Below are 25,389 nucleotides of genomic sequence, written 5' to 3' on the forward strand. Positions count from 1 at the left end.
GGCGCTCAGTTCACGCCGGCGGCATGCGCCTGCTGGTCGGCGTGGTACGACGAGCGCACCATCGCGCCCACTGCGGCGTGGGTGAAGCCCATTTCGTAGGCCTCGCGTTCGAACATCGCGAACGTATCGGGATGAACGTAGCGCAGCACGGGCAGGTGATGCTCCGACGGCTGCAGATACTGGCCGATGGTGAGCATATCGACGTCATGCTCGCGCATGTCGCGCATCACCTGCAGGATCTCTTCGTCCGTTTCACCCAGACCCAGCATCAGGCCCGACTTGGTCGGAACTTCGGGGTGCAGGCGCTTGAACTCCTTCAAGAGCTTCAGCGAGTGCGCGTAGTCGGATCCCGGGCGGGCCTGCTTGTACAGGCGCGGCACGGTTTCCAGATTGTGGTTCATCACGTCGGGCGGACCCGCGTTCAGGATTTCCAGCGCGCGATCCAGACGGCCGCGGAAGTCCGGGACCAGCACCTCGATCCTGGTGGACGGCGACAGCTCCCGCACCTGACGGATGCATTCGACGAAGTGTCCGGCCCCGCCATCGCGCAGATCGTCGCGGTCTACCGAGGTAATGACCACGTATGACAGCTTGAGCGCTGCGATGGTGCGCGCCAGGTTGCGCGGCTCGTCCGGATCCAGCGGATCGGGGCGGCCGTGGCCGACGTCGCAGAAGGGGCAGCGCCGCGTGCACTTGTCCCCCATGATCATGAATGTGGCCGTGCCCTTACCGAAGCACTCGCCGATGTTCGGACACGACGCCTCTTCGCACACCGTGTGCAGGTTGTGCTCGCGCAGGATGCGCTTGATGTCGTAGAAGCGCGAGCCGGGCGCCGCGGCGCGCACGCGAATCCATTCGGGCTTCTTCAGACGCTCGGCCTGCACCACTTTGATCGGAATGCGGGCGGTCTTGGCCTGGGATTTCTGCTTCGCGGTGGGATCGTAGGGCTTGGCGGACGCGCCGGCGGTGTCGGCGGCGGGCATCGCGGTGGACGGAGAAGCGTTGGCCCCGGCGGGCGCGGCGAAGGGGGAATCGGCGGGCGTGGACATGTGTCGGCTACGCGCGGCGCGGCGGGGCGCCGCCTTCAGGAAAAACCCTATGATACTCCCGCACGGTTTCCGGGCCGCCGGGCCTTTTCCACGTTATGGGATGCGGCGCCCATCCCCTTCCGGGCGGTCAAGCAATGCCGAAAGCTCCGGCGCGGGACCGGCGCGCAGCATCTCCACGGCCTCCCGCAGAAACGCCGGCGTGGCGGTTTCCGGCACGCGCCGCAGCCATGCAGCGGCCTGATCGCGTTGACCGCGATCCAGCAGCAGCCGCGCGTAATGGAACATGCCGCGAAAATCGCCGCCTTCGGCCGCCTGCCGGTAGCAATCCATGGCGGCGTCCAGGTCGCGCGGCACGACGTCGCCCTCCTCCAGGAAACGCCCAACCACGCCGATGGACTTGATATGCCCCATGCCCGCCGCGCGCCGATACCACTGCAGCGCCGCGGCGCGGTCGCGCGGGACGCCGCCCCGCCCGTCGCGCAGCATGTGGGCGTGGTTGTACATGCCCCAGTCCAGGCCGCGTTCGGCCGCCAGGCGGAACCAATAGGCGGCGACCACCTCGTCCCGCGCAGTGCCCCAGCCGTTTTCGTAGCAGCGGCCGACCATGTTGATGGACATCAGGTGGTCGGCCTGCGCGGCGCGCTTGAACCACGCGAAGCCCGCTTCGGGATCGCGCGGCACGCCTGCGCCGTCCAGCAGCATCTGTCCCAGGATCGCCTGCGCCTCGACGAGCCCGTGCTCGGCGGCCGCCTGTATCCAGGGCGCGTAGCCCTCGGGCGGACCGGCCATCAGCGCGGCGAGCTGTTCGGGTGTGGTGGCTGCAATTTCGGCGGCGGAGATGGCGGGCATGTGGCGGTCCGGCGAGTCGACGCTGCGGATTATCGCGCGGCGCCGCCACAGAGCCCGGCGATACGGTCAGCCAGGCGCTCGCCCGCTTCTTCCAGCCCGGCCTTTACGCCGCAGGCGGCCATATCGACCGTGGGCAGGTTTTCATATCCGCAGGGGTTGATGCCCAGGAAGGGTTTGAGGTCCATGTCCACGTTCAGCGCCACGCCGTGGTAGGCGCAGCCCGCGCGGATCTTGATGCCGAGCGCGGCGATCTTCGCCAGCTCGCCGTCCGCGCGCGCCACGTAGACCCCCGGCGCGCCGGCCTTGCGGCAGCCCTGTATGCCGTAGTCCGCCAGCGTGGCGATAACGGCGTCCTCGAGGCGGGCGACGTATTCCTTCACATACATGCCCGCGCGCCGCAGATCGACCAGCGCGTACGCCACGACCTGGCCGGGACCGTGGTACGTGACCTGCCCGCCGCGGTCGGTGCGGACGACCGGTATGGCGCCGGGGTTGAGCACATGTTCCGGACGGCCGGCCTGGCCCAGTGTGTACACCGGCAGATGCTCGCACAGCCAGATCTCGTCCGCCGTGGCCGGCGTGCGGGCCTCGGTGAAAGCCTGCATCGCCTGCCACACCGGCGCGTAGTCGGCCGGCCGGTCCAACCACTTGATCATCGGCTACAGAACCACGGATACCATGGGATGGCCGTGCAGGGCCCGGTACAGGTTGTCCAGCTGTTCGCGCGATGTGGCGCGCACCGTGAAGGTCAGGCCGATGTAGTTGCCGCCTTTGCTTGGCCGCATTTCGACCGTGGCGGGATCGAAGCCCGGATCGAACTGCAGCACGACTTCGGTCAGGACCTGGGCGAAGTCCGGATGCCGTTTCCCCATCACCTTGATGGGAAAGTCGGAGGGATATTCGATCAGGGATTGCTCGGGCGGGATGTGGTTCATGACGTTCAGGGCCTCTCGATAAGCCCTAGATGGGGGCGCCGGCGCCCTTTCCAAGCAGGGCCGCGATACGCCGATCATACCCCTCGCGCAGGCGCGAATACACCGGGCCGGGCGTGCCCCCGCCGATCGGCTTGCCGTCGAGCATGCTGACGGGCAGCACTTCGCGCGTGGCCGAGGAAATCATCAGCTCGTCCGCGGTTTCGACCTCGGCGCGCGTGACGGGGCGCATTTCGAACGGGATACCGGCCTCTTCCGCCAGCTCGGCCATCAGGCCGTAGCGGATACCTTCGAGCACCAGGTGATTCTTCGGCGGGGCCAGCAGCCTGCCGCCCGCGGCAACCCATATGTTGCATGTCGCGCCCTCGGTCAACATGCCGTCGCGGAATTGCACCACCTCGTCCGCGCCCGCATCGACCGCGCGCTGCTTGGCCAGCACGTTGCCCAGCAGCGAGACCGATTTGATGTCGCAATGGAGCCAACGCTCATCGGGGATGGAAATCAGGGTCACGCCTTTTTCGCGCAGCGTCCGGTCGGGACGCACGAAGGGAGAGGTCATGCCGAAGACGGTAGGCGCGATGTCCTCCCCGGGAAAGCCATGGTCCCGCTTGGCAACGCCGCGCGTGACCTGCAGGTAGATCAGGCAGGAAGGCGTGAGCGAGCGTTCGATCAGGCCCTGCACCACTTCCTGCCAGGCTTCGTCGCTCATCGGCGCCGGGATACGGATGGCCCCCAGGCTGCGGCGCAGGCGGGCCAGGTGCTCCGGCATGCGGAACGGGCGGCCCTCGTAGACCGGTACCACCTCGTACACGCCGTCGCCGAAGATGAAGCCCCGGTCCAGCACCGAAATCTTCGCATCCTGCAGCCGCAGGAACTCGCCGTTCAGATACGCCTGGCTGTCGCCCGGCACGCCCGGAATCATGTTGCGCTCCTTGAATAACCACATAAAAACAAGGGCGGACACCCGGTCCGCCCTGCGGCGCGGCCATCCGCCGGTGGCCGCCAGCTTACACCGCCGCCGTCTATTGCAGGCGGCGCTTGATCATATCGAAGAGCCGCCCGAAGAAGCCGGCGCGTTCGACCGGCTCGCGCACCACCAGCGGCGCGGTCTGCAGGGTCTTGCCGTCCACGGTCAGGCGCAGCATGCCGACGCGCTGGCCTTTTTCCAGCGGCGCGACCAGCGGATCCGTGCGTTCGGCCACGGGCTTGATGTCGCCCGCCTTGCCGCGCGGCACGGCCACCCAGATCGGCGCGGGCGGCCCCAGCTTGACGGATTCCGCCTTGCCTTCCCACACGCGGGCCTCCAGCGGCGCCTGCGAGGCGTCGAACAGCTTGACCGTGTCGAAGTTCTGGAAGCTCCAGTTCAGCAGCTTCAGGCTTTCCTCGGCGCGCGTCGATTCGCTGTCCGTGCCCACCATGACGGTCAGCACGCGACGGTCGCCGCGCAAGGCCGTCGCCACCAGGCAATACCCGGCGGAATCGGTATGGCCGGTCTTCATGCCGTCGACGGAAGGATCGGCCCACAGCAGCCGGTTGCGGTTGGGCTGGCTGATTTTGTTGTAGGTGAAGCTGCGCTGCTTGTAGTAGTGGAAATACTGGGGGTGATCGGTGATCAGGTGGGTGGCGATGGTTGCCAGGTCGCGCACCGTGGTCGTGTGCTGCGGGTCCGGCAGGCCCGTGGCGTTCATGAAGTGGGAGCTCTTCATGCCCAGCCGCTCGGCTTCCTGGTTCATCATCGATGCGAAGGAAGATTCGCTGCCGCCCACGGCTTCGGCCAGCGCCACCGAGGCATCGTTGCCCGATTGCACGATGACGCCCTGCAGCAGCTCGTCCACCGTGACCGGCTTGCGCGGCTCGATGAACATGCGCGAGCCGCCCGTGCGCCAGGCGTGCTCGGACACCGGCACCTGCTGGTCCAGCGTCAGCCGTTTTTCGTCCAGCGCATTGAACACGACGTAGGCCGTCATGATCTTGGTGAGCGACGCCGGTTCAACCTGCTGGTCCGGATTCGAGGCGGCCAGCACCTGCCCGCTGTTGACGTCCACCGAGATCCAGGCGCGCGCGGCGATGGTCGGCGCGGGAATCGGCGAAACCGATACGACCTGCGACACGCCGTCCGTGTCGGTCGTCGCGATCTGTGAAGGCGACGCGCCCGACGGCGTGGTGGCGGATTGCGCCGGATTGCCGGCAGGCGCCGGCGCGGCAGAAGAGGCCTCGCCGGCCGGCTTGGCGGGCGCCGGCTTGCCGGACGATTGCGCCCAAGCCGCCGGACCTCCCGCCGCCAGGGCGGCAATCAATGCACTGGCCAGCACGCGCCGGCCAATAACCAGGGGAAGCACTCGGGGCAAACGCGGATTCGTCATCGGCAAATCGGGGTTGGAAGAAACAGGAGAAGACGGCAAGAAGCCGCCAATTATAGGCAGCGGCCCTCCCGCGACGCGCCGGAAACGGTCTGTTGTTACTTCCCAACATGCAACTTTATGCAACGTAGGAGATCACCGCTTACATTATGAGACCAGGCGGCGCGTTCCATACCCCGCGCCGCCCCGCTTTTGCGCGAAAAGGACCTCATCGCCGCAGAACGCGTGGCGAACCCCGGACAGCCAACCGCCGGCCGGCTCGCACGCGGCTTGTATGTATGTAGATACATTGTTGTTACTATGCGATCCGTAGCCCGGCGACAACCGGGGCGGCCCTGCCGGCCGCATGCGGTTTTTCTCCCTGCGGTCAACCTCATGAGCGGCACCTATTTTCTCGAGGCGATTCTGTTGGCGCTGGCCGTCGCGGTGCTGTGCGCGTACACCGTGGTGCTCGCGCGCCGGTTCGCCATTTCCCGCCGTTCCATGGACGGGTCGCTGCGGGCGCTCAATTCCGCTCTCTTGCGGGTTGCGACCACCGATACGCTGACGGACCTGCCCAACCGCGCCGCGCTGGTCGAGGCCGCCGAAGCCGCCATCGGCCGCGCCCGCCACACAGGCAACGAGATGGCGGTGCTGTTGATGGACCTGGACGGCTTCAAGCACATCAACGACACCTTGGGGCACAGCATCGGCGACGGCATGCTGCAGGCCTTCGCGCGCCGGCTTCGCGCCTGTGTGCGCGGCGAGGACACCGTGGCACGGCTGGGCGGCGATGAATTCGTCGTCGTGGTCGAAGGCCTGTACAGCCGCGAAGGCGCCGCGCGGGTGGCTCAGGCCGTCAACGCGGCCATGCGCGACGACCTGATGTTCCAAGGCACGACCCTGCGCCTGACCGCCAGCATCGGCATTGCCATGTACCCGCACGACGGCGACGACGTCGAAACGCTGATGAAGCACGCCGACATCGCCATGTACGGCGCCAAGGAGCTGGGCCGCAACGGCTTTCGCTTCTACGAGCCGCACATGGGAGAGTGCTACCGCCGCGCGTTGATGATGCAGCAGGGCCTGAACGAAGCGCTGGAGCGCGAGCAGCTGAGCGTGGACTACCAACCGCAGTTCGCCGAGGGCGGACGGCGCGTGACCGGCGCCGAGGCGCTGTTGCGCTGGCACCATCCCAAGCTGGGCGCCGTGCCCCCTGCCGAATTCATCCCGGTCGCCGAGCGCGCCGGCCAGATCATCGAAATCGGCTTCTGGGTCATGCGCACGGTGTGCCGGCACATGCGGCGCTGGGACGCGCGCGGCTTGCCGGCCCTGACCGTCTCCATCAACCTGTCGCCCAAACAGCTCACGCACCCTGACGTCGTGGACAGCATGGTGCGCATCGCCCGCGAGGAAGACATCGCGCCGGACCGGCTGGTGTTCGAAATCACCGAATCGGCCGCGATGCAGGACGCCGCGCTGAGTTCGCGCGTCATCCGCGCATTCCGGGCGCAGGGCTTCGGCATCGCGATCGATGACTTCGGCACCGGCTATTCCAGCCTGGCCTACCTGCAGCAATTCCGCGCGCAGCAATTGAAGATCGACCGTTTCTTCACCCATGGGCTGGACACACACGGCGAGGAAGGCCGCGCGATCGTGGCCGCCATTGTCGCCATGGCGCACACGCTCAACATGGACGTGGTGGCCGAAGGCGTGGAAACCATGACGCAGCTGCACGCCCTGCGTTCGCTGGCCTGTGACCAGATGCAGGGCTATCTGCTGAAACGGCCCATGCCCCCGGCGGCGTTCGAATACTTCCTGGAAGACCTGCAGCGGCCCGCAGCGACTGCAGTGCCGCCTCTGGACGGCCTTCCCGCATACCCATAGGGGGCTCCGGGTTTTTCCGGGCATACGCGGAGCCGGCTTTGTTTGTACGATTCGCCGTACAAATTCTGCGTCCCCAAGGGGTATAGGGATGTCGGCCGGTCCCGGGATGGCGATCCTGCGGCCGGCCGACGCTGTTCACGCCGCCGTCCCGGCACGGCACCGGCGAGAACCGCAGCCGCCGCGGCCGGTCAGGGAAAGGCGCGCGCCAGGCGCGTCAGCACCAGCTGCTTCAAGAGCACCAGCTTGCCGTGGAAGAAGTGCGATGCGCCCGGGATGACGACGACCGGCACGGCCCGATCGCGCACCCAATCCAGCATCTCGGACATCGGCACCACTTCGTCCTGCTCACCATGCACGATCAGGGTGTCTTCCGGCAGCGTGACCTCGCGGAACTGGAAACGCCAGACCGCCGCGCCGGCCAGCATCAGCGCGACCGGACGGGCCATGCCGGCTTCCGCCAGCGTCGCATCCAGCTGCGCCGCCACCGCGGTGCCGAAGGAAAATCCGCCCAGCACCCAAGGCAAGGCGGCCAGTTCCGGATGGCTTTCCAGCCATTGCGAGACCAGCTCGTGCATATCGGCGGTTTCGCCCACCGCCTTGTCGAAAACGCCCTCGGATGCGCGCACGCCGCGAAAATCCGGCCGCAACGCCACCAGCCCCTGCTGTACGCACGCACGCGACATGGTCGTGACGACCTTGTTGTCTCGCGTGCCTTCGTGCAAGGGATGCGGGTGCAGGATCAGCGCCCAGCCCCGCGGCGCACCGTCGGGCCAATCCACCGCGCAGTCGATGCGGCCGGCCAGGCCATTGAATTGCAGGATTTCGGTACGAGCGGACATGGGCAAAACGGATCAGGGCGAAGAGCGCAATGTTAAACCGCCGCGCGTGGCGGGCGCCGATGCCGACGTCGCCGACAGGCTGCGCGACAGCCACGCGCCCAGCTCCGTGGCGGCGGCGTCGGTGGCCGCGCGCAGCGCCAGCACGCCGCCCTGCGCGTCCTGCGTCGAAGCGGGCGCGCTGCGCGCGATGCGGATCGAATCCACGATCTGCCGATCGCGCACCAGCACGGCCTGCATCGCCACCTGACCAACGCTGGACTTGCCGTCCGGCGCGTAGACCTGCTCGAAGCGGGTCAGCGATACCTGCAGCAGCGGCGCGCGCGGATCCACCGATTCCGGCACCACCGGGCCTGACGCGGACAGGGTGTCCGCCACGCGCTGCTGGACGAGCTGCAGCGGCGAGGCCGCCCAGCGATACGTGGCGTAGGAATGCGGACTTGCGCTATCGCCCACGCGCCAGATCACGCCAGTGTCGGTCAGCATCTGCGGCGCGGAAAAGCTCAACGCCACCGGCTCGCGCGCTTGCGCCGAGGCCGGCGCGGACGCGGCGGGCGGCGGCCCCAGATCGAACAACTGCGCCTGTGCGCCGGTACGGCCCACGCCGCAACCGGCCAGCAGCAGCACCAGCGGCGCGACGCACATCCCGAACGTTTTCATTGGCCTCTCCCGAATCCTTCGAATCCCGCTTCGCCCGGACCGGGCCGCGGCGGCGGCGCGCCGAAAATGATCGATTGCGGCGTATCGCCCACGCGCCGCACCGTCGTCGACACGCCGCGCGCCGTCGAATTCAATTGATTCGCCATGGCGCTCACCGCAGGCAGCGTGTCGTTGCTCAATCGGGCCGCGGCGAAGGAAATTTCGCGCAGACTGCGCGTGGCCATGGCCAGCGGCCCATCGGGCGCGTCCAGATGCGCCACCGCTGCGCGCGCCTGCTGCGCCAGCGCGGACACGTCGCGGGCGGCGCCCTGCGCCTGACGCGAGGTTTCGTTCAAGGTATCGATCAGCGGTCCCACCTTGGCGACCACAGGCTGCAGGCTGGCGCTGAACGTTTTCAGCGCCGCCGTGGCGTCCGACGCGTTGCGCAGGGCCGTCTGCAGCGCCTGGATGTTCTGGTCGTCCAAAAGCTTCGCCAATTGCGCGGATATATGCTCCAGGTTGTTCACGATCGTCCCGCCGCCTTGCGAGAACCGCTCAAACAGACCCGGCCGCATGGGGATCACCGGCAATGCGTCGCCATGGCGCTCCAGCCGCGTCCTGGAGCTGCCGTCATCGCGCAACTCGATATTGGCGAGCCCCGTCACGCCCTGAACACCCAGCTCGGCCCAAGTGGATTCGGTGATCGGCGTGCCGGGCGCGACGCCGATGCGGATGCGCACCAGCCCGGGCACCCTCGGATCGAAACTCAGCGACTGCACCTTGCCCACCGGCACGCCCTGATAGCGGACAGGGGATTGCTGGGACAGTCCGCTCACCGCGGTGCCGGAGACGATTTCGTAAGGGGTCAGCGTGGACCGGTCGCGATTGATCAACACGCCTACGATGACCACCGCGGCAAGCAGCAACAGCGTAAACGTGCCCGCCAGCAGGGCGTGGCTACGGCTTTCCATACGTCAACTCCTCCGGCGCCAGATCGCCCAGCGCCCGCCGCCCCCGCTCGCCCAGGAAGAACGTGCGAATAAAGGGGTGGTCCACTTTCAGGATCTCCGGCACGGTATCGCAGGCAATCACGCGCTTGTCGGCCAGCACGGCCACGCGAGAGGACAGCGCCAGCAGCGTATCCAGATCGTGCGTCACCATCACTACCGTGAAATTCAGCTGCCGATGCAGATTGCGCACCAGCGTCACGAACTCGTCGGAACGCTGCGGATCCAGGCCGGCCGTGGGCTCGTCCAGGAACAGCAGCTCGGGATCCAGCGACAGCGCCCGCGCAAGCGCGACGCGCTTGACCATGCCGCCCGACAGATCCGCGGGGCGCTTGTAGGCATCGTCCGCCGACAGGCCCACCATGTGCAGCCGGCACATCACCACGTCTTCCACCAGCGTCTGCGGTATGGTGCGCAGCTCGCGCAGCGGCAGGGCCACGTTGTCGAACACCGAAAGCGCCGAAAACAAGGCGCCCGCCTGGAACAGCACGCCCCAGCGCCGCGCCAGCCGGCCGCACTCCGACGGACTCATCTCGTTCAAGCGCATGCCCAGCACCTGGACGGTGCCCGCGGCCGGCGTCTCCAGCCCCATGATCTGCCGCAGCAACGTGGTCTTGCCCGACCCGGAGCCGCCCACCAGCGACAGGATCTCGCCTGGGTAAACCGTCAGATCCAGGTTCTCGTGCACCACATGGTCGCCGAAAGCGGTCTTCAGACCGGTCACCGAAATGATCGGGGCCACGGTCAACGCGTCGTCCGTGAACAGATGCCGCTGATGGCTGACGTCGTCCTTCATAGCGGCACCCCGCTGAGCACAATGGCGAACAGGGCATCCACCAGGATCACCCCCGTAATCGACGTCACCACGGACGTCGTCGTGCGGCGGCCCAGGCTCTCGGTGTTGGGCTCGATGCTCAGGCCGAAATGGCAGGCCACGAGCGCGATCACCACACCGAACACCATGCCCTTGAACAGGCCGATGACGTAATTGGCAAGACTTACCGCGTCCGGCAGCGTATTCAAAAACCAGCCGAACGACACGCCCAACTGCGCGCGCGCCGCCAGCATGCCGCCGATCAGGGCCATCGCGTCCGTCCACACCACCAGCAACGGCATCGACACCGCCAGCGCCACCACGCGCGGCAGAATCAGGCGCTGGCTGTGGGAAATTCCCATCACCAGCATGGCGTCCAGCTCCTGCGTCACCCGCATCACCCCGATCTGCGCGGTGAAGGCGGAACCGGATCTTCCGGCCACCAGAATGGCAGCCAGCACCGGCCCCAGTTCGCGCACGATGGACGTGCCCAGCAGGCGCACGATAAAGCGGTCGGCCCCGTAGGTTTGAAGCTGCTGCGACGACAGGTAGGAAATCACCACGCCGATCAGAAAACCCACCAGCGCCGTAATTCCCAGCGCCTGGGCGCCGGCGCGATAGATCTGCGCCGAAATCTCGCGCCAGGGCGCGCGCGCCGGATGACGCAGCATCGCCGCAAGGTCCAGCATCAGCTGGCCCAGCATGATGAGCAGGGCGCGCCCGTGACGGGCGCTTTCCATGATCGCACCGCCCAGCGTCACCACGGCGCCCCAGCGGTCCGGCGGCGGAGGCGGCGGCGCCGCCGTATCGTGCGGATGCGCCGCCAGTGCCTGGAACACGCGCTGCAAGCCGGCCGGCAGGCGCAGGCGTTCGGGCAGCGCATCGCCCCACGCATGCCAGATCAGGTTCGCGCCCACCGTGTCCATGCGCACAATGCCGGTCAGATCCCAACGCATTGCAGGGGTCCCCTGCGCAAGGGCGCGGCAGCGCGCGTCCACCTCGCCGGGACGCGCCAGCGCGTGCACGCTCCAATCCCCGCCCAGATAGCAAACGCCGCCGTCCAGCCGGAATGGCGGCGCGGCGGCGGATGGCGGTGTCTGAACGGTATGAACCATAGGCGAATTGCGGGACCGGCTTGCATCGCGCCCTGCTGGGCGCGAATCCGGTAATCATAGCTGTCCCCGGGGTGGACCGGGGGGGCGGGATGGCGGCCCTGTCGAGACACGGCCGTGACCTACAATCCGTTCAGATTTTCCTGCAATGCGCCAGGGTGTTCGTCGTCCATCTGGTTCGCGCCGCCTGACGCCTGCACATGTGCGCCGATGCGTGAACAGCGCGACGGCGCCGCGCATCGATCTGCCATTTGCGTTGTCTCTTCAGCATGCCCGACCTGCCCGACCTGCCCTCGCCCGATTCCATGGCCGCCGCCCTGCGGGCCCGGCTGATTGACGCATCGCCACAGCCCTTCGGACGCGTCGATTGGGTCGGACAGACCGGATCGACGAATGCCGATCTGCTGGCCAGGGCGCGTGGGACGGTAGCCGGCGGACCCGCTGCGGATGCCGGCGCGGACCTCGGCGCCGCACCCAAACCGTGGCTTCTTGGCGCGCATCTGCAGCAGACCGGCCGCGGCAGGGCCGGCCGCAGCTGGCAGAACCGCCCCGGCGCCGCATTGATGTTTTCCTGCGCCTTCGACACCACCCTGCCCGCCGCCAGCCTGCCGGTCCTCTCTCCTGTCGCCGGCCTCGCTGCCTGCGAGGCCTTGCGTGCCATCGCCGGCCCGGCAGCCGCGGAACGTTTGCGCGTCAAATGGCCGAACGACGTTCAATGGGGCGACGCCAAGCTCGCCGGCGTCCTCGTCGAAACCGTGCGAAATCCCGGCGCGCGCGGCGCCAGCCACACCGTCGTGATCGGCATGGGCATGAATCTGCTGGATGGCGAGCGATTGTCGCGCGAACTGGAACGCGACATCGCCGACTGGCGCATGACCGGATCCACGGCGGCCCTGAGCGACGTGGCCCATGACGTCGCGCTGGCCTGGCGGGCCGCGGTGACGCAAGTGGAGGCTCAAGGATTCGAAGCCTTCGTCGATCGCTTCGCCCGGCTGGACGCCCTGGCCGGCCGCAACCTTAACGTGATCGATCGGGGCCAGGTGCTTCATCACGGCGTCGGCCGCGGCACGGACGCGCAAGGACGGCTGGTCGTGCAGACCGATGCCGGTGACGTGCCCATTTCCGTCGGCGAAATCTCGGTGCGGACGGCATGAGCGTCCTCATCCTGATCGACTCCGGCAACACCCGGCTCAAGATCGGCGTCATCGACCGCGCCGGCCAGGACGGCCGCGGCGTCGTCGCGCAGGCCTTCGACAACAGCGACATCCAGCGTTTGACCGCCTGGCTGGCGGCCTTGCCCATCAAGCCCGCCGCCGCCCTGGGCACCAATGTCGCGGGCCCCGCGCGCGCGGCCGCCATCGAAGCCGCCTTGGCCGCGCATGGCTGTCCTGTCCAATGGATGGTCCCCCAGGCCGAGGCATACGGCCTGACCTCGCGCTACACACGACCTGAACAACTGGGCGCGGACCGCTGGATGTCGATGCTCGGCGTCCTGGCCGGATTGGACGAGGCATCCCGCCCGCCCTTCCTGCTGGCCAGCTTCGGCACCGCCACCACGCTGGACACGGTTGGCAGCGACGGCGTCTTCGAAGGCGGTTTGATCCTGCCCGGACCGGCCTTGATGCGGCAATCGCTGGCGACCGGCACTGCCAACCTGCCCCTGGCGCAAGGCACCCTGCAGGACTTTCCCACCGACACGCACCAGGCTATTTCGTCCGGCGTCGCGGCCGCGCAGGCCGGCGCGGTGGTGCGTCAGTGGTTGGCGGGATGGAAGCGCTACGGCGCCGCGCCGCAAATCTACGCCGCGGGCGGCGGATGGCCGGAGGTGGAAGGCGAAACACGGCGCTTGCTGAACGATGCTGCGTCTGCCATGGGCCACTTGCCGCCCACCATCACGGTGATCGAAAATCCCGTGTTGAAAGGCCTGGCCTATGTGGCCGGCGCCATGCACCTGGGCTTGCCGTAATGCGCATTCTGTTCATCCTGATCGTGCTCGCGAATATCGTCGTCTATGGCATCGGCCAGGGCTGGCTGGGAACGCCGCCAGAGGACGAGGGGCGGGATACGATGAAGATGCAGCAGCAGTTGAATGCGGATAAGGTGGCGGTCGGGCGGGGATCTTGAAGTAAGGCGATAGCGCGCGCCGCTAGTACATCGGACGCGTCGCGCAAATCAGCAGCCAATGTCCGGCCTCGATGCTTCGCACGCGCTTGCATCGTCGGACTTCTACGGACGCGGAAGATTCTCCATACCCAGCCAAGGCCTTAAAGCCCGCACTATCCGCTCTGTCGCGCCCGCATGAGCGGCAGTCCATTCGAGTGCTGCCCTGCGCATCGCTTCCCGGCGTTCTTCGTCGGCCAACAGCGCGTGCGCCATACGCAAAGCCTCCGCGGCGTCCGCCACCTGCACCGCGGCGCCCGCAGCGATCGCGTCCTCGGCGGCTTGAGCAAAGTTGTGCATATGCGGCCCGAGGATCACGGGAGTCCCCGCGGCACAGGCTTCAATCAGATTTTGCCCGCCGAAAGGTGCAAACCCACCGCCGATGATCGCGATATCAGCGGCGGCGTAGTAGAACGCCATCTCTCCCAGTGTGTCGCCCAACAGTATCTGGACCTGAGGCCCCGGTATTTCTACACCTGCTGATCGCCGGACGAAAGTGAACTCATGGCGCTGAAGAATGGCCGCGACCTCTGCAAAACGCTGCGGATGTCGCGGGATGATCATATGTAGCGTGCCAGATACTTGCTCCTGGCTGATGGCGCTCTGTATCGCGTCAGCGAAAAGATCTTCTTCACCATCTCGGGTGCTGGCGATTGCAATAGCAGGGCGACCCAACGTCCGCCTCCAATCGCGGCCCGCTACAAGCTGCGTTTCCGAAAGCTCAACGTCAAACTTCAAATTTCCGACGACATGAGGACCGAAGGCGCCAATCTGGCGCAGCCGATCTGCATCGGCTTGCGTTTGAGCCAAAACAAGGTCGAGCGCTGCATACGCCCGCCGCAAGGCACGGCGCGCCCATCGTGAGCCCTTCAGAGACTTCTCGGACAAACGTGCGCTGACCAACACCATGGACACGCCTTGGCGAACCGCCTCGTGGATTAGGTTCGGCCATACCTCTCGCTCGATGAGGATGCCGCAGCGAGGCGTGAAGTGTTGAAGGAATCGCCGTACCGAACCGGGGAAGTCGTAGGGCAACCATGCCTGACACAACTGGCCGCTGGCGACCGCTTCAGCGAACAAGCGCTGCCCTTCCGCACGTCCTGTGGGCGTCGTGTGTGTCAGAAGGAGCGGCAGTCCTCGACCCAATAACATTCGAATAAGGGGTTGCGCCGCGCGGGTCTCACCGAGGCTTACTGCATGAATCCATATACGACCTTTGAGGTCAACGCTGGCATTTACCTGGGCGTAACGCCCGAAACGTGCCGGTCCAAAGATATCCCATTCGCGGCTAGCTCTGCCTGCGCGCAGCCGCATCCATAACCAAATCAATGGCGCGAAAATACGGAGGCAGAGGGTATAAAAGGCTCTGGTCATGGGTTGCCGAGATAGCCCCTCACATGATGAATCAGGGCGCCAAGGCCTGATCCACGGCTGCCAAGACCGCTTCCCGTGTGGGTGGTGCTCCCCGGTCGCCTAAACTCGCCGTAAACGAATCACCTACCAGCGGCGTCCGGACCGGCGTCGAGGCGCGATAGATTCCGATGGTCGGACGACCCAGCGCAGCGGACAAATGTGTCAAGCCGCTATCCAGCCCCACCATTACCCTGGCACGGGACAGAACGCTCGCGATAGAGGTAAGGTTCATGCGCGGAACCACCTCAGCGTCTTCGAATCCCTGAATCAAGTGTCTGGCTCGTCGCGCCTCTTCATCGTTGCCAGCAAGCAACCGCAACTTGCATCCAGCCTCACGCAAGCGATAGAAAACCGCGCGCCAATCCTCATCAGGCCATAACTTGTCAGGTCTGCTCGCACTCGGCATGATCACCGCGTAATCACCATCACGCCCGTTGCTCTGTCCGGAAAAACCTTGTAAGCCAAAGTCTGGCTTTCCCTGGGGCGTATACCCGAACGTCAACCCAGCCAGCATACGCTGGCGAACAACTGCAGGTTGCCAAAACTCGACTCTGTGTCGAACATCGTAGAACAGGGAAGCGAGCGGCTCTCGTGCGGACTTCCAGTCCAAGCCATGCCGCACGCCACGCGCCTGCCGGACAAGCCACGCCGATTTGAGCAATGCCTGCATGTCCAACACGACGTCGTATTGCTTGTCCTGCAGGCGTTCACGCAACGCGCGACGCTCTGCCCGGACCTGCGGAGACCACCATGACTTACGCCAGCGACGGTGCGCTACTTTAACAACGCTCTTCACCGCGGGATGCCAAGACGGAATCTCCGCAAACGTTTCTTCGGCCACCCAATCTATTCGGGCATCCGCAACATTTCGCGCGATGTCCGTCATGGCCGGCAGCATGTGGACTAGATCGCCGAGCGATGAAGTTCGAACTATTAAGATCTTCAAAGGGAGAGCCGCGAGAAGGTTGAAGCGGACCTATTCTAAGCGGTAAAAGTAGGCCCATGGACGCAACAATTCAATAGCACATCCATGCAGCCAGCGCCTTAAGCCCCTCCGGCAATGGCACTGGCTCAGGCAATGCGAAGCGGCTGGCCACCTTGGCCCGGCTACCGAGAGAGACCTTGATATCCCCCGCGCGCGCAGGCCCCATTTCATGCTTTACTTCCTTACCGAACACTTCGCCCAAGAGGCAAGCCAGCGATTTGATGGTTGTCGAACGCCCGGTACAAACGTTGAATACTCCCGCAGCTTGAACGCCTTCACGGTGAAGGGACTCCATGCCCGCGATAAGGTGGCTGACTACATCAGCGACATAGATGAAATCGCGGATTTGCTCGCCATCGCCATGAAGAACTATCGTCTGGCCCGCTGCGATGCGCGATGCAAAGATGCTGATCACGCCTGAGTAGGGTGAGCTCGGATCCTGTCGAGGGCCATACACATTAAAAAATCGGAACGCGATTGCGGGGACGCCATGGACTGATGTTCCCACGCGGGCATGGAGCTCGCAACCAAGCTTGTCGGCGCCATAGGCGGAAATAGGGCGTGTGGGGAAGTCTTCAGTGATTGGATTACTGCCTCCATCGCCATACACCGCCGCGGAAGAGGCCAACACTACGGGCAGCCGATCCAGGCGCCGCGCCTGGTCGAGAACCGCAATAGTCCCGCTCAAATTCGTATGGTGCGTGCCCAACCAATCCTTGTTCGCTTTGTCCACAGAAGCAATCGCCGCCATGTGGAACACACCATCGCAGCCGGCCATGGCTTTCGCCAAAACCGCCAAGTCTCCAATATTGCCCTCTATGAACTCTGCAGCAGGAGCGAGATTCTGCACTGACCCCGTGGACAGGTCGTCCAGAACCCGGACCGCATGGCCGGCCGAGAGCAAAGCATCTACAAGGTGCGAGCCGATAAAACCGGCGCCGCCAGTCACCAGAAAGGTCTTCATGAACTTCGTAATTGCCCTAAGACCGACATTCGCCGGACTTTTGATGCTCAACGCCGCCGAGGAGCAAGTTTGCTGGATAATCGCGCACCTGACGCGTGCGCAACCGGAAATCGTAGCATACGGCTACGTCGCTCGCCGACCCCGCCCGAGTACAATCGCGGTTCGTCTCAAGGCATGGCGCCTCCATCGTCCTGACCAGCGCGTAGAAACTGGTCATCAATACAGGTAGTCAACAAGTGCGCTTCGATTTTGAACATAAACCCATGGTTTTGTGGCAAGGGGCACCGCAAGCTCCGGATATCAAAATCACCAGCCTCGAAGAAAACTTCGGCTCCCGTGGCGGGTCTCGCATCATCAACACGATTTTCGAGGATATTCCGAAAAACCGTGCGGTTTGGCAACCCGACGTGCTGTGGCAAGCGAAATCACTGGCCAAGGCGGGCGGTATTAAACGGATTGTCGATATTGGGTGCGGGAACGGCGAAAAACTGGTCCACTATTTCGAGCCGGCCGAGTTTGAGACGATCGGTATCGATTTTCATGGATCGCTCGACCTCTGCCGCAAGCAGTTTCCGGACCGGCGATGGCTCGAGTGCGACCTCTCATCATATGATGACTTGGCCAGGATTGCGGAGATCAGCACGCCAGACCAGCCGGCCATCTACGTGCTTTCGGACGTCATCGAACATCTTAGCGACCCACGGCCGTTGCTTGCGTCTGTTCGAAATGCGCTACTTGCATGTCCGGAAAGCCGTTTTGTGGTTTCGACTCCTGACCGGTCACTGCTTGAATACGAAGATCCGCACCAGCGCCCCGCCAACGAGGCGCATTTGCGCGAATGGACGGTAGAGGAGCTGGTGCATCTCTTTCGAAGTAGCGGCTTCAAAGTAGAACAGGCTGGGCTCACTCGCGCGAACCAATTTTTCACGGAGCCGACGACCATTTTAGTCGTAGTGTCGTGTCCGCCCGATCATTACTTGGCCTTTCTAAAGCAGCAAGGGCTGATTCACGCGGATCTGTTGCCCACTACGCTGCTTGTGACGATGGAGTACGCCGGATACCATCGTACTGGCGGCATCGGTAGCTTCGTCCAAGAGCAACGGGTGGCCTACGGTTTTGACCGTACTTTGTGCTTGTTCGACGAAGCGGCGGCGCCTCCGGATAGCGCCCTCAAAAGCGAATTACGGCTATTGGGTCCTGAGCAGTTTTTTAATGACGATCACTTGCGTCATTTACCGGTAGAAGATCGTTTGTTAGCTGCTGTCCGGCAAATACTTTTTTATTTTCCGCAGTTACAACGCATAGAATACGCCGACTATCAAGGCGTGGGCTTCCGCATTGCGCAGGCGAAGCGGAGCGGCCTACTTCCCGATAGCGTTGCCTTGATTGCGCATTGCCATGGCACAACGCATTATCTTGAGAACGGCCATTGCAGTTGGTACGGCGCCGAGCATTTCGGCGTGGCCGAAAAAGAGAAGATTGGCATTGAACTCGCCGACAAAGTGATTTATCCGACCCGGTTCCTACAGAACCTTCACGAGCAGTCGGGAATTCACCCTCGGGGTCAACAGATCCTGATGCGCTACCCCTACAGCGAGGTCAAAAAACTAGGGGGATTGACGCGCGACGTTGACACGCTCGTTTTTTATGGCAAGCGCACAAACATGAAAGGGTACGGAATGTTCCTGGACATGGTTTGCCAATTGATCTACCCAGGCGAAGACAACGAGTTCTATACGCCCGGGCTCCGTAACATCGTCATCATAGGACCGCGGGGCCCGGTGACGCCGCAGGATGACGTTAACCTGGCAAACATTAAAGGCTTGTGCAATGTAGAGGAACACACCAACGTCGGTCGTGATGCGGCCATGGCGTTGTTGGCCGCCTTGGCAGATCGGGCCATCTGCGTCATGCCGTATCTGGCAGATAACCACCCCTATGCATTGCTTGACGCTGTTTTCTCCGGCGTCCTGCCGGTGATGGTTGATGCCGGCGGCGTTGGCGAGATGTACCCGCCTGCAGTACGGCCACACCTTCTGGCTAAGGCCGATCTCGTCAGTTTAAGAGAAACGGTTAAGACATTACTGGATCAGAATGCCGCGGATTTGCAGGCACTAGCGCGGAAGACGCTATCCGCTTTCGCTGCAGAGCAGCTGGCGATCAATAAAGAAGTCCATAACTTCAACGTGTCGTGCCCTGCCCTGGAGCCGACTACCCGGATACCACATCGATCTAGCGTCGCGGTGATCGTACCGGTCTACAACATGCCGTTTCCGCACATCGGCGAGCTCATCTACGCGCTAAACAATCAGACATATCCTGTCCAAGAAGTCATCTTCATCGACGACTGCTCGACGGAAGACTACTTTGGCGCACTGCAGGCATTTGTGGGCGAACGCATGCGTCTGCCCTACCGAATACTGCGCCATGAGGTAAATCGCGGCTTGGCAGCAACTCGGAATACGGGTATGCACGCCACTTCCGCAGACTATATCGTGAACGTCGACGCCGACGACATTCCGCTGAACGACTTTGTCCGTGACATTGTTTATAGCCTCGATGCTAATCCCGATGCAGCGGCTGCCATCCCATACCTATCGGCCTTCACCGATGGTACAGACTATCATGCGATGAAACCGGATGGCTATGTGTACCGGCCACTGGGCGACGGTGTCATTGCCGCCCAGGTAGACAATCACTTAGGCCACGCGAACTCAGGATATCGACGCTCCGCCCTGCTCGCCTGCGGGGGCTGGGACGGCACAGACCGCTCAATGTGGGAAGATTACGCCTTGTACCTGCGCTTAACATCAATGGGGTACAAGCTCCAGATCATCCCGAAGACAGGCTGCCTTTATCGCGTTCGGCCCAATTCGATGCTTCGGACCTATAACGTTTGGCCGGCAATGCAACGTATTGCACGAAACATGGCGGGTCTGCCGCGATACGAGAACTTCCGATTGCAGTCCTCCATGCGGCATTACGCAGTGGTCCGGCATAGGCTGGGTGAGATGCAAAAGCAACTGGAAGCATTGCAGGCTCACAACGCACAACTGAATGCGCATATGCAGCGTCGTTCAGTTCGGGCGATTCGGTCACTTAGCGACAGGATCGCCCGAAACCCAGTCATGTTCGCGGCACTACGGAAAGTCGGACTACTTTTCTGGAAAATGGCGAGAAAAGTCGTTCCGCGTTGAAGCGGATCCCTACCGAGCCGCGAGCAGCGCGCACCATTCTTCGTCTAGAGAATCAACGCGAGAAGAAATCGGATCGCAACCATGGACTTCTATCCCGTATTTCTGTCAATTGTATTTCTAGTGCGCAACCAAGACGCGCAGCTAGAACGGGTTCTTCGAAGCGCAACTGATGCAATATCCACCCGAGTAAGTGACTACGAACTCATTATCGTCGACAACGCTTCTGATGATAGAAGCGTTGATGTTCTGAAGGCCCTGACCGAGCCAGATGGGCTACCGAACCTTCAAGTGTACGCATTGACTAAGGAAGTGAGTAGCGATACGGCAGCGTGGGTCGGCTTGGAAAACGCACTCGGTGATTTTGTGGCGGTAATAGACCCGATGGTGGACGACATACGCTTCCTGCCGCAAATGCTAGATAAAGCCGTTCAGGGCTCGGACGTGGTATTCGCAAATAATGAACAAAAACCCCGTCAAGGCGTTCTGTATCATACGGCCTATAGGGTTTTCAATTCTTTGTATAAGGGCTTCAACGGAATTCACCTATCCGAGGAGGCTCCGAGTTATAGGCTCCTCAGTAAACGCGTCATTAACTTCATCCTCCAACACCCGCAGCCGGCGCTGACCTACAGACACTTGCCGGCGACCGGGGGGTTCGCACGTACCAATATGAGGTACAGCGCCCCTCCCGTCGCAGCCGGCACGAAGAAAGTCAGTGATAGCGTCGATCGCGGCATGCGCCTCCTCGTATCGACTACGCGTGCACCAATGCGTATCGTCACGAGCTTGTCGCTTTTCGGTGCCGCAGCCAATCTTCTATATTCGATTTACGTGCTTGCCGTGGGCTTTTTTAAGTCCGACGTAGCGCCTGGTTGGGTGAGCCTGTCACTTCAACAATCGGGAATGTTTTTCCTTATTTCGCTGGTACTGTTGATTCTAGGTGAGTATATTTTGCACATGGCCAGCTTGTCCAATGAGGGGCCGCTTTACCATATTGGGCAAGAGTTCACGAGCGCCCGGCTGACCCGAAAAGAGAAGCTGAACGTCGAAATCGTGAGCTCGCATCCTAAAGTGGTAGCGCGCCACGATCGCCATTCCGGTGATTGATGTGGATGAAGCTCATTTGGATGCGGTGATTATCGGCGGCGGTTTCTATGGCGCCGCCATCGCCATTTATCTAGCTAACCGGCCGGGCCTACGGCGGATAGTGCTACTGGAACAGGAAGCCGGCCTACTGCGACGGGCTTCTTATCACAATCAAGCGCGTGTTCATAATGGCTATCACTACCCCCGAAGCTTCACAACGGCCTATCGTAGTCGCGTAAATCTGCCGAGGTTTTTACGAGACTGGCCGTATGTAGTCAAGCAGGATTTCACCAAGCTTTACGCCATTGCAAGACGAAATTCAAAAGTAACCGCCAAACAGTTCGAGCGTTTTTGTGCGGAAATTGGAGCACAAATTCGCCCCGCGGAGCCAAAGCTCAGGGACCTTTTTGAGCCGCGCTTGATAGAAGCGGTCTTTTTGGTCGAAGAGTACGCCTTCGACGCAACCCGCCTCGCAGCGTGGGCGGAAGCTCAGCTTCGCGAAGCGGGCGTTGAAGTGAGCCTTTGTTCGAAAGCCACAGGCGTTTCCCGCAATCCTAAAGGAGGCCTAGCCGTGTCAGTTCATCGAAACGGCCACACTAGCGTCCTGAAATGTCGATACGCCTTTAACTGCACGTACAGTGGTATAAATCAATTGGGCGGAGACTTTCGCGGTACGCAGACCACCCTAAAACATGAAGTTACGGAAATGGCCCTCGTGAAAGTCCCGTCCGCGCTCGAAAATATCGGCATCACGGTCATGGATGGTCCGTTTTTCTCCATAATGCCCTTTCCAGCGCGTGAGCTGCATACCCTGTCGCACGTGCGCTATACACCGCATTTCAATTGGAAAGACGAAGCGGGCATCAATCCATACGACGAATTGAGCACGTATGCCAGGGCATCACGCGTGGAGCGCATGGTGAGAGACGTTGGACGTTACCTTCCTCCGATCCTAAACGCGCGTCACGTGGAGTCGCTGTTCGAAGTCAAAACGGTACTGCTCAAAAATGAGGCCGACGATGGTCGACCTATTTTGTTCGAGAAGCACGTTGACTTGCCTGGATTTTACTCAGTCCTGGGTGGGAAGATCGACAACATTTACGATGTACTGGAAAAACTCGAAACGGAACCGTTCGATAACAGTGCGGGATGATGCATGAAAGACAACGCTTTGATAGGATTTTCCGGCTTTGTCGGAAGCACGCTTCTTAAACAAACCGCCTTCACGGGGCTGTACCGCTCGAAAAATATCCACGATATCGCAGGGGCCAGGTTCGATCTAGTAGTCTGCGCCGGCGCGCCTGCGCAAAAATGGATCGCGAACAGCAAACCTGCCGAAGATAGGAGCAAAATCGAGTCTCTTATCGGATCGCTGAAGCTCCTTAAATGCCACACCTTCGTATTGATTAGCACAGTAGACGTGTTCAAGACACCTGTCGGTGTCAACGAGAGCAGCGCTGTCGAAGAAGACGGACTCCATCCTTACGGACTTAACCGACGTCTACTCGAAAAGTTTGTTCAGGAACATTTTCCCCGGCACCTCATTATTCGCCTTCCGGGCCTGGTCGGCCCTGGACTGCGAAAGAATGTAATTTTTGATTTTCTCAACAACAACAATCTACACACGGTCGATAGTCGAGGCGTATTCCAGTTTTACCCTATGGTGAATCTCTGGTACGACATCCAGATCGCTTTGAAGAATGGGCTTCAGCTCGTCCATCTCACGGCAGAGCCCATTAGCGTGTCAGAAGTCGCGTCCGGCGGCTTTGGGCGACAGTTCACCCAAGAAGTCAACAATGCCCCCGCCCGGTACGACATGCAGTCGCGTTATGCGGAACTGTTCGGCGCGCATGGCCAGTACCAATATAGCGCGCGAGAGACGATTCAGGCGATACGAGCGTACGCCCAGTCAGAGCCGGCCACCCTGAACACGACGGCCGGGGACACGTTATGAGGCTTTCCATCTCTAACATCGCTTGGGATGTGTCTGAGGACCACCGCGTCGCGGAAATCCTCCAGGAGCACCGTGTTGATGCCATAGACATTGCCCCGGGGAAGTATTTCCCTGACCCCGCCACCGCAAGGCATTCCGACATCGAGAAGGTTAGGCTGTGGTGGGCCGATCGAGGCATAGATATCATCGGCATGCAGGCGCTACTCTTTGGAACTACGGGCTTGAACGTGTTCGGCTCTGACACAGCCCAGGATGCACTGCTCAAACACATGACGGCCGTCTGCCGCATCGGCTCGTCTCTTGGAGCGACCCGACTAGTCTTTGGCTCCCCGAAGAATCGAGACAGGCGCGGATTGTCTGATGAGCAGGCAGTCGCCCGGGGCGCCGAGTTCTTTCGGCGTCTAGGCGACATTGCGCTCGCTGCAGGGGTAATGATTTGTTTGGAGCCGAATCCGGCTTGCTACGGCGCAAATTTCATGACATCAAGCGGCGAGACGGCGCACGTCGTGCGGATTACCAATCACCCGGCTATCGGCATGCAGCTTGATACGGGTGCGGTAGCGATAAATGGCGAGTCCATTGAAGCCGTATTGGCCGAGTGTGCCCCATTGATACGGCACGTGCACATCAGTGAGCCGAACCTTGTGCCAGTCGGAGATGGTCAAACGGACCACGGTGCTTTTCACGAGGCCATGATGAAGTACATTCCGGACCACGCGGTTTCCATCGAGATGCTGGCTACTAGACACGAGCCGCATTGCGCCGCCATTCGGCGCGCCATATCTTGCGCAACAGCGTATTACCGCCCTATTTTGGGTACTAGTATATGAAGTGGGTGATTTTGTTCGCAGGCATACTGGCAAATGCCTCTGCCAGCGTTCTAGTCAAGATATCTATGATGCCGCCGCGAGAGTTTCCCTCGCTTTCTCGCCCGATCGCGGCCCTGTCCAATTGGCCCTTTTGGCTTGGCCTAGGCCTGTATGGCGCAGCATTCCTGTTGTACGCTGCGGCCTTGACCAGACTACCGCTGAACGTTGCACATCCTGTATTGACATCCGGGGCGATCGCCACCGTGGCGTTGTTTTCAATTTTCCTCTTTCGCGAGCCATTCCACTGGACGACGATCGTCGGCATCGCCCTGGTCATCGCTGGTGTGGGACTCATCACTGCACGGGCTTCATGAAGATAAGAGATCGTATGCCGGCGGCTCCCTCACAGCTGCGCACCGAATGGCAAGTACCCGCCATGGAAGTCGCCTTTTGGACAGGAGCAACGCATCGCTATTGCGTCGTTATTCCGGTAATTAACGAAGGAGCCCGCATCAGGCGATTGTTGGAAAGAATGAAAGACCTTCGGATCTCGACAGTCGCTGACGTGATTATTGTTGATGGCGGCAGTACCGACGGCTCGCTCGAAGCAGGTTTTCTTAAAGAAATGGACGTCCGTGCCCTGATCGTCAAAACGGGGCGCGGCAAGCTGAGCGCTCAGCTAAGATGCGGATACGCCTTTGCCCTGGATCAAGGCTATCAAGGAATCGTGACGATCGATGGAAACGACAAGGACGATCCCGAGGCAATACCCCGCTTCATTGAGGCGTTGGATGATGGCATCGATTTTGTGCAAGCATCTCGGTTCGTTCCCGGCGGCATCGCCGAAAACACCCCGCGATCGCGAGATTTTGCTATTCGCTTCATTCATGCTCCTGTCCTATCAATAGCTTCCGGCTTCCACTGGACGGACACCACTCAAGGTTTTCGGGCCTACAGTCGAAAAATGTTGCTCGATCCCGCCGTAAGTCCGTTCCGGGACATCTTTTGTGAATATGAGCTTCTTGCGTTTCTATCGTATCGCGTGCCGAAGCTTGGCTACAGATGCAAGGAAATTGGTACAGCGCGGCGATATCCACCTGGCGAGGTCCCAACAAAGATTAGTGCGTTTCGCGGCAATCTCAAGGTTTTGAAAACCCTATTGCTCGCCTGTATCGGGGCCTACAACCCGAGGAATCCCGCCTAGGGACGGGTGCGACGCTGAATTAGCTTCGGTCGACCGAAGCGGGCCGGATCAGAAACAAATCTGCCGCCATTCGGCCATTGTGCTTGACGATATGCGGGTGGCAATACAGTAAGAATCACCAGTTGATTTGTCGGCTGATGAATTGGAGCGTCT

General features: G+C 62.1%; 26 protein-coding genes. 11 read left to right on the forward strand and 15 right to left on the reverse strand.

What is annotated here, in order from left to right; translation table 11 throughout:
• Positions 1-5: 5 nt before the first annotated feature.
• The 6 genes from lipA to CAL13_RS20095 all read right to left on the reverse strand — a co-directional run bounded on the left by lipA (position 6) and on the right by CAL13_RS20095 (position 5,193).
• Positions 6-983, reverse strand: a complete 978-nt coding sequence (lipA, locus tag CAL13_RS20070) for a lipoyl synthase (RefSeq protein WP_086058958.1) — start codon at positions 981-983, stop codon at positions 6-8.
• A 159-nt stretch (positions 984-1,142) separates the two neighbouring features.
• Positions 1,143-1,898, reverse strand: coding sequence for a tetratricopeptide repeat protein (locus tag CAL13_RS20075; protein WP_086058959.1), 756 nt, complete (start codon positions 1,896-1,898; stop codon positions 1,143-1,145).
• Between the two features lie 29 nt (positions 1,899-1,927).
• Positions 1,928-2,554 carry a lipoyl(octanoyl) transferase LipB gene (lipB, locus tag CAL13_RS20080; protein WP_086073342.1) on the reverse strand — a complete coding sequence of 209 codons (627 nt, stop codon included), beginning with the start codon at positions 2,552-2,554 and terminating at the stop codon, positions 1,928-1,930.
• A gap of 3 nt (positions 2,555-2,557) precedes the next feature.
• Positions 2,558-2,833, reverse strand: a complete 276-nt coding sequence (locus tag CAL13_RS20085; protein WP_086058961.1) for a YbeD family protein — start codon at positions 2,831-2,833, stop codon at positions 2,558-2,560.
• 25 nt (positions 2,834-2,858) lie between these two features.
• Positions 2,859-3,752 (reverse strand): D-amino acid aminotransferase, encoded by an 894-nt coding sequence (locus tag CAL13_RS20090; protein ID WP_086073343.1) that lies wholly within the window; start codon positions 3,750-3,752, stop codon positions 2,859-2,861.
• 100 nt (positions 3,753-3,852) lie between these two features.
• On the reverse strand, positions 3,853-5,193 hold the full coding sequence (locus tag CAL13_RS20095) for a D-alanyl-D-alanine carboxypeptidase family protein (protein ID WP_086058962.1): 1,341 nt from the start codon (positions 5,191-5,193) through the stop codon (positions 3,853-3,855).
• 372 nt (positions 5,194-5,565) lie between these two features.
• Between CAL13_RS20095 and CAL13_RS20100 the strand changes: the two genes are divergently transcribed.
• Positions 5,566-7,056, forward strand: a complete 1,491-nt coding sequence (locus CAL13_RS20100; RefSeq protein ID WP_198297870.1) for a putative bifunctional diguanylate cyclase/phosphodiesterase — start codon at positions 5,566-5,568, stop codon at positions 7,054-7,056.
• Positions 7,057-7,244: 188 nt separating this feature from the next.
• On the opposite strand, the gene CAL13_RS20105 is transcribed toward CAL13_RS20100, so the two are convergent.
• The 6 genes from CAL13_RS20105 to CAL13_RS21620 all read right to left on the reverse strand — a co-directional run bounded on the left by CAL13_RS20105 (position 7,245) and on the right by CAL13_RS21620 (position 11,715).
• Complete coding sequence (locus tag CAL13_RS20105; RefSeq protein WP_086073345.1) at positions 7,245-7,895, reverse strand: alpha/beta hydrolase; 651 nt, start codon at positions 7,893-7,895, stop codon at positions 7,245-7,247.
• 12 nt (positions 7,896-7,907) lie between these two features.
• Positions 7,908-8,552, reverse strand: a complete 645-nt coding sequence (locus CAL13_RS20110) for an ABC-type transport auxiliary lipoprotein family protein (RefSeq protein ID WP_086058965.1) — start codon at positions 8,550-8,552, stop codon at positions 7,908-7,910.
• Positions 8,549-9,502 (reverse strand): MlaD family protein, encoded by a 954-nt coding sequence (locus CAL13_RS20115; protein WP_086073346.1) that lies wholly within the window; start codon positions 9,500-9,502, stop codon positions 8,549-8,551. The genes CAL13_RS20110 and CAL13_RS20115 overlap by 4 nt, the downstream gene beginning before the upstream one ends.
• Complete coding sequence (locus tag CAL13_RS20120) at positions 9,489-10,334, reverse strand: ABC transporter ATP-binding protein (protein ID WP_086058967.1); 846 nt, start codon at positions 10,332-10,334, stop codon at positions 9,489-9,491. The genes CAL13_RS20115 and CAL13_RS20120 overlap by 14 nt, the downstream gene beginning before the upstream one ends.
• On the reverse strand, positions 10,331-11,467 hold the full coding sequence (locus CAL13_RS20125) for an MlaE family ABC transporter permease (protein WP_086058968.1): 1,137 nt from the start codon (positions 11,465-11,467) through the stop codon (positions 10,331-10,333). Before CAL13_RS20125 ends, CAL13_RS20120 begins: the two co-directional genes overlap by 4 nt.
• A 119-nt stretch (positions 11,468-11,586) precedes the next feature.
• Positions 11,587-11,715 (reverse strand): hypothetical protein, encoded by a 129-nt coding sequence (locus tag CAL13_RS21620; protein ID WP_269768184.1) that lies wholly within the window; start codon positions 11,713-11,715, stop codon positions 11,587-11,589.
• Between the two features lie 18 nt (positions 11,716-11,733).
• On the opposite strand from CAL13_RS21620, the gene CAL13_RS20130 reads away from it, so the two are divergent.
• The 3 genes from CAL13_RS20130 to CAL13_RS21390 are packed head-to-tail and all read left to right on the forward strand — an operon-like array spanning position 11,734 to position 13,588.
• Positions 11,734-12,618, forward strand: a complete 885-nt coding sequence (locus CAL13_RS20130) for a biotin--[acetyl-CoA-carboxylase] ligase (protein WP_086073347.1) — start codon at positions 11,734-11,736, stop codon at positions 12,616-12,618.
• Positions 12,615-13,430, forward strand: coding sequence for a type III pantothenate kinase (locus CAL13_RS20135; RefSeq protein ID WP_086073348.1), 816 nt, complete (start codon positions 12,615-12,617; stop codon positions 13,428-13,430). Before CAL13_RS20130 ends, CAL13_RS20135 begins: the two co-directional genes overlap by 4 nt.
• The gene (locus CAL13_RS21390) at positions 13,430-13,588 is read left to right on the forward strand and encodes a hypothetical protein (protein WP_086073349.1); all 159 of its coding nucleotides are present in this window, start codon (positions 13,430-13,432) and stop codon (positions 13,586-13,588) included. The genes CAL13_RS20135 and CAL13_RS21390 overlap by 1 nt, the downstream gene beginning before the upstream one ends.
• Positions 13,589-13,690: 102 nt before the next feature.
• Here the strand turns inward: CAL13_RS21390 and CAL13_RS20145 are convergent, their stop codons facing one another.
• From CAL13_RS20145 to CAL13_RS20155, 3 genes are all read right to left on the reverse strand, one after another.
• On the reverse strand, positions 13,691-14,998 hold the full coding sequence (locus CAL13_RS20145; protein ID WP_086073350.1) for a 3-deoxy-D-manno-octulosonic acid transferase: 1,308 nt from the start codon (positions 14,996-14,998) through the stop codon (positions 13,691-13,693).
• Positions 14,999-15,029: 31 nt separating this feature from the next.
• Positions 15,030-15,935 (reverse strand): lipopolysaccharide heptosyltransferase I, encoded by a 906-nt coding sequence (waaC, locus tag CAL13_RS20150; RefSeq protein WP_086073351.1) that lies wholly within the window; start codon positions 15,933-15,935, stop codon positions 15,030-15,032.
• 118 nt (positions 15,936-16,053) lie between these two features.
• Positions 16,054-16,986 carry an NAD-dependent epimerase/dehydratase family protein gene (locus tag CAL13_RS20155; protein ID WP_086073352.1) on the reverse strand — a complete coding sequence of 311 codons (933 nt, stop codon included), beginning with the start codon at positions 16,984-16,986 and terminating at the stop codon, positions 16,054-16,056.
• Between the two features lie 236 nt (positions 16,987-17,222).
• Between CAL13_RS20155 and CAL13_RS20160 the strand changes: the two genes are divergently transcribed.
• The 7 genes from CAL13_RS20160 (at position 17,223) to CAL13_RS20190 (ending at position 25,236) form a co-directional block, all read left to right on the forward strand.
• Positions 17,223-20,183 carry a glycosyltransferase gene (locus CAL13_RS20160; RefSeq protein ID WP_157664904.1) on the forward strand — a complete coding sequence of 987 codons (2,961 nt, stop codon included), beginning with the start codon at positions 17,223-17,225 and terminating at the stop codon, positions 20,181-20,183.
• Between the two features lie 81 nt (positions 20,184-20,264).
• Positions 20,265-21,290 (forward strand): glycosyltransferase, encoded by a 1,026-nt coding sequence (locus CAL13_RS20165; RefSeq protein WP_086073354.1) that lies wholly within the window; start codon positions 20,265-20,267, stop codon positions 21,288-21,290.
• 1 nt (position 21,291) lies between these two features.
• Positions 21,292-22,422: an FAD-dependent oxidoreductase gene (locus tag CAL13_RS20170; protein ID WP_232467712.1), complete on the forward strand. Its 1,131-nt coding sequence runs from the start codon at positions 21,292-21,294 to the stop codon at positions 22,420-22,422.
• 3 nt (positions 22,423-22,425) lie between these two features.
• A complete protein-coding gene (locus tag CAL13_RS20175; protein ID WP_086073355.1) occupies positions 22,426-23,223 on the forward strand; it encodes a pyridine nucleotide transhydrogenase in 798 nt (265 codons plus the stop codon).
• Positions 23,220-24,053, forward strand: coding sequence for a sugar phosphate isomerase/epimerase family protein (locus CAL13_RS20180; RefSeq protein ID WP_086073356.1), 834 nt, complete (start codon positions 23,220-23,222; stop codon positions 24,051-24,053). The genes CAL13_RS20175 and CAL13_RS20180 overlap by 4 nt, the downstream gene beginning before the upstream one ends.
• Positions 24,050-24,406 carry a DMT family transporter gene (locus CAL13_RS20185; protein WP_086073357.1) on the forward strand — a complete coding sequence of 119 codons (357 nt, stop codon included), beginning with the start codon at positions 24,050-24,052 and terminating at the stop codon, positions 24,404-24,406. Before CAL13_RS20180 ends, CAL13_RS20185 begins: the two co-directional genes overlap by 4 nt.
• Positions 24,403-25,236, forward strand: coding sequence for a glycosyltransferase family 2 protein (locus tag CAL13_RS20190; RefSeq protein WP_232467713.1), 834 nt, complete (start codon positions 24,403-24,405; stop codon positions 25,234-25,236). The genes CAL13_RS20185 and CAL13_RS20190 overlap by 4 nt, the downstream gene beginning before the upstream one ends.
• Positions 25,237-25,389: the final 153 nt, after the last annotated feature.

Source organism: Bordetella genomosp. 9, from assembly GCF_002119725.1.
GTDB lineage: Bacteria > Pseudomonadota > Gammaproteobacteria > Burkholderiales > Burkholderiaceae_B > Bordetella_C.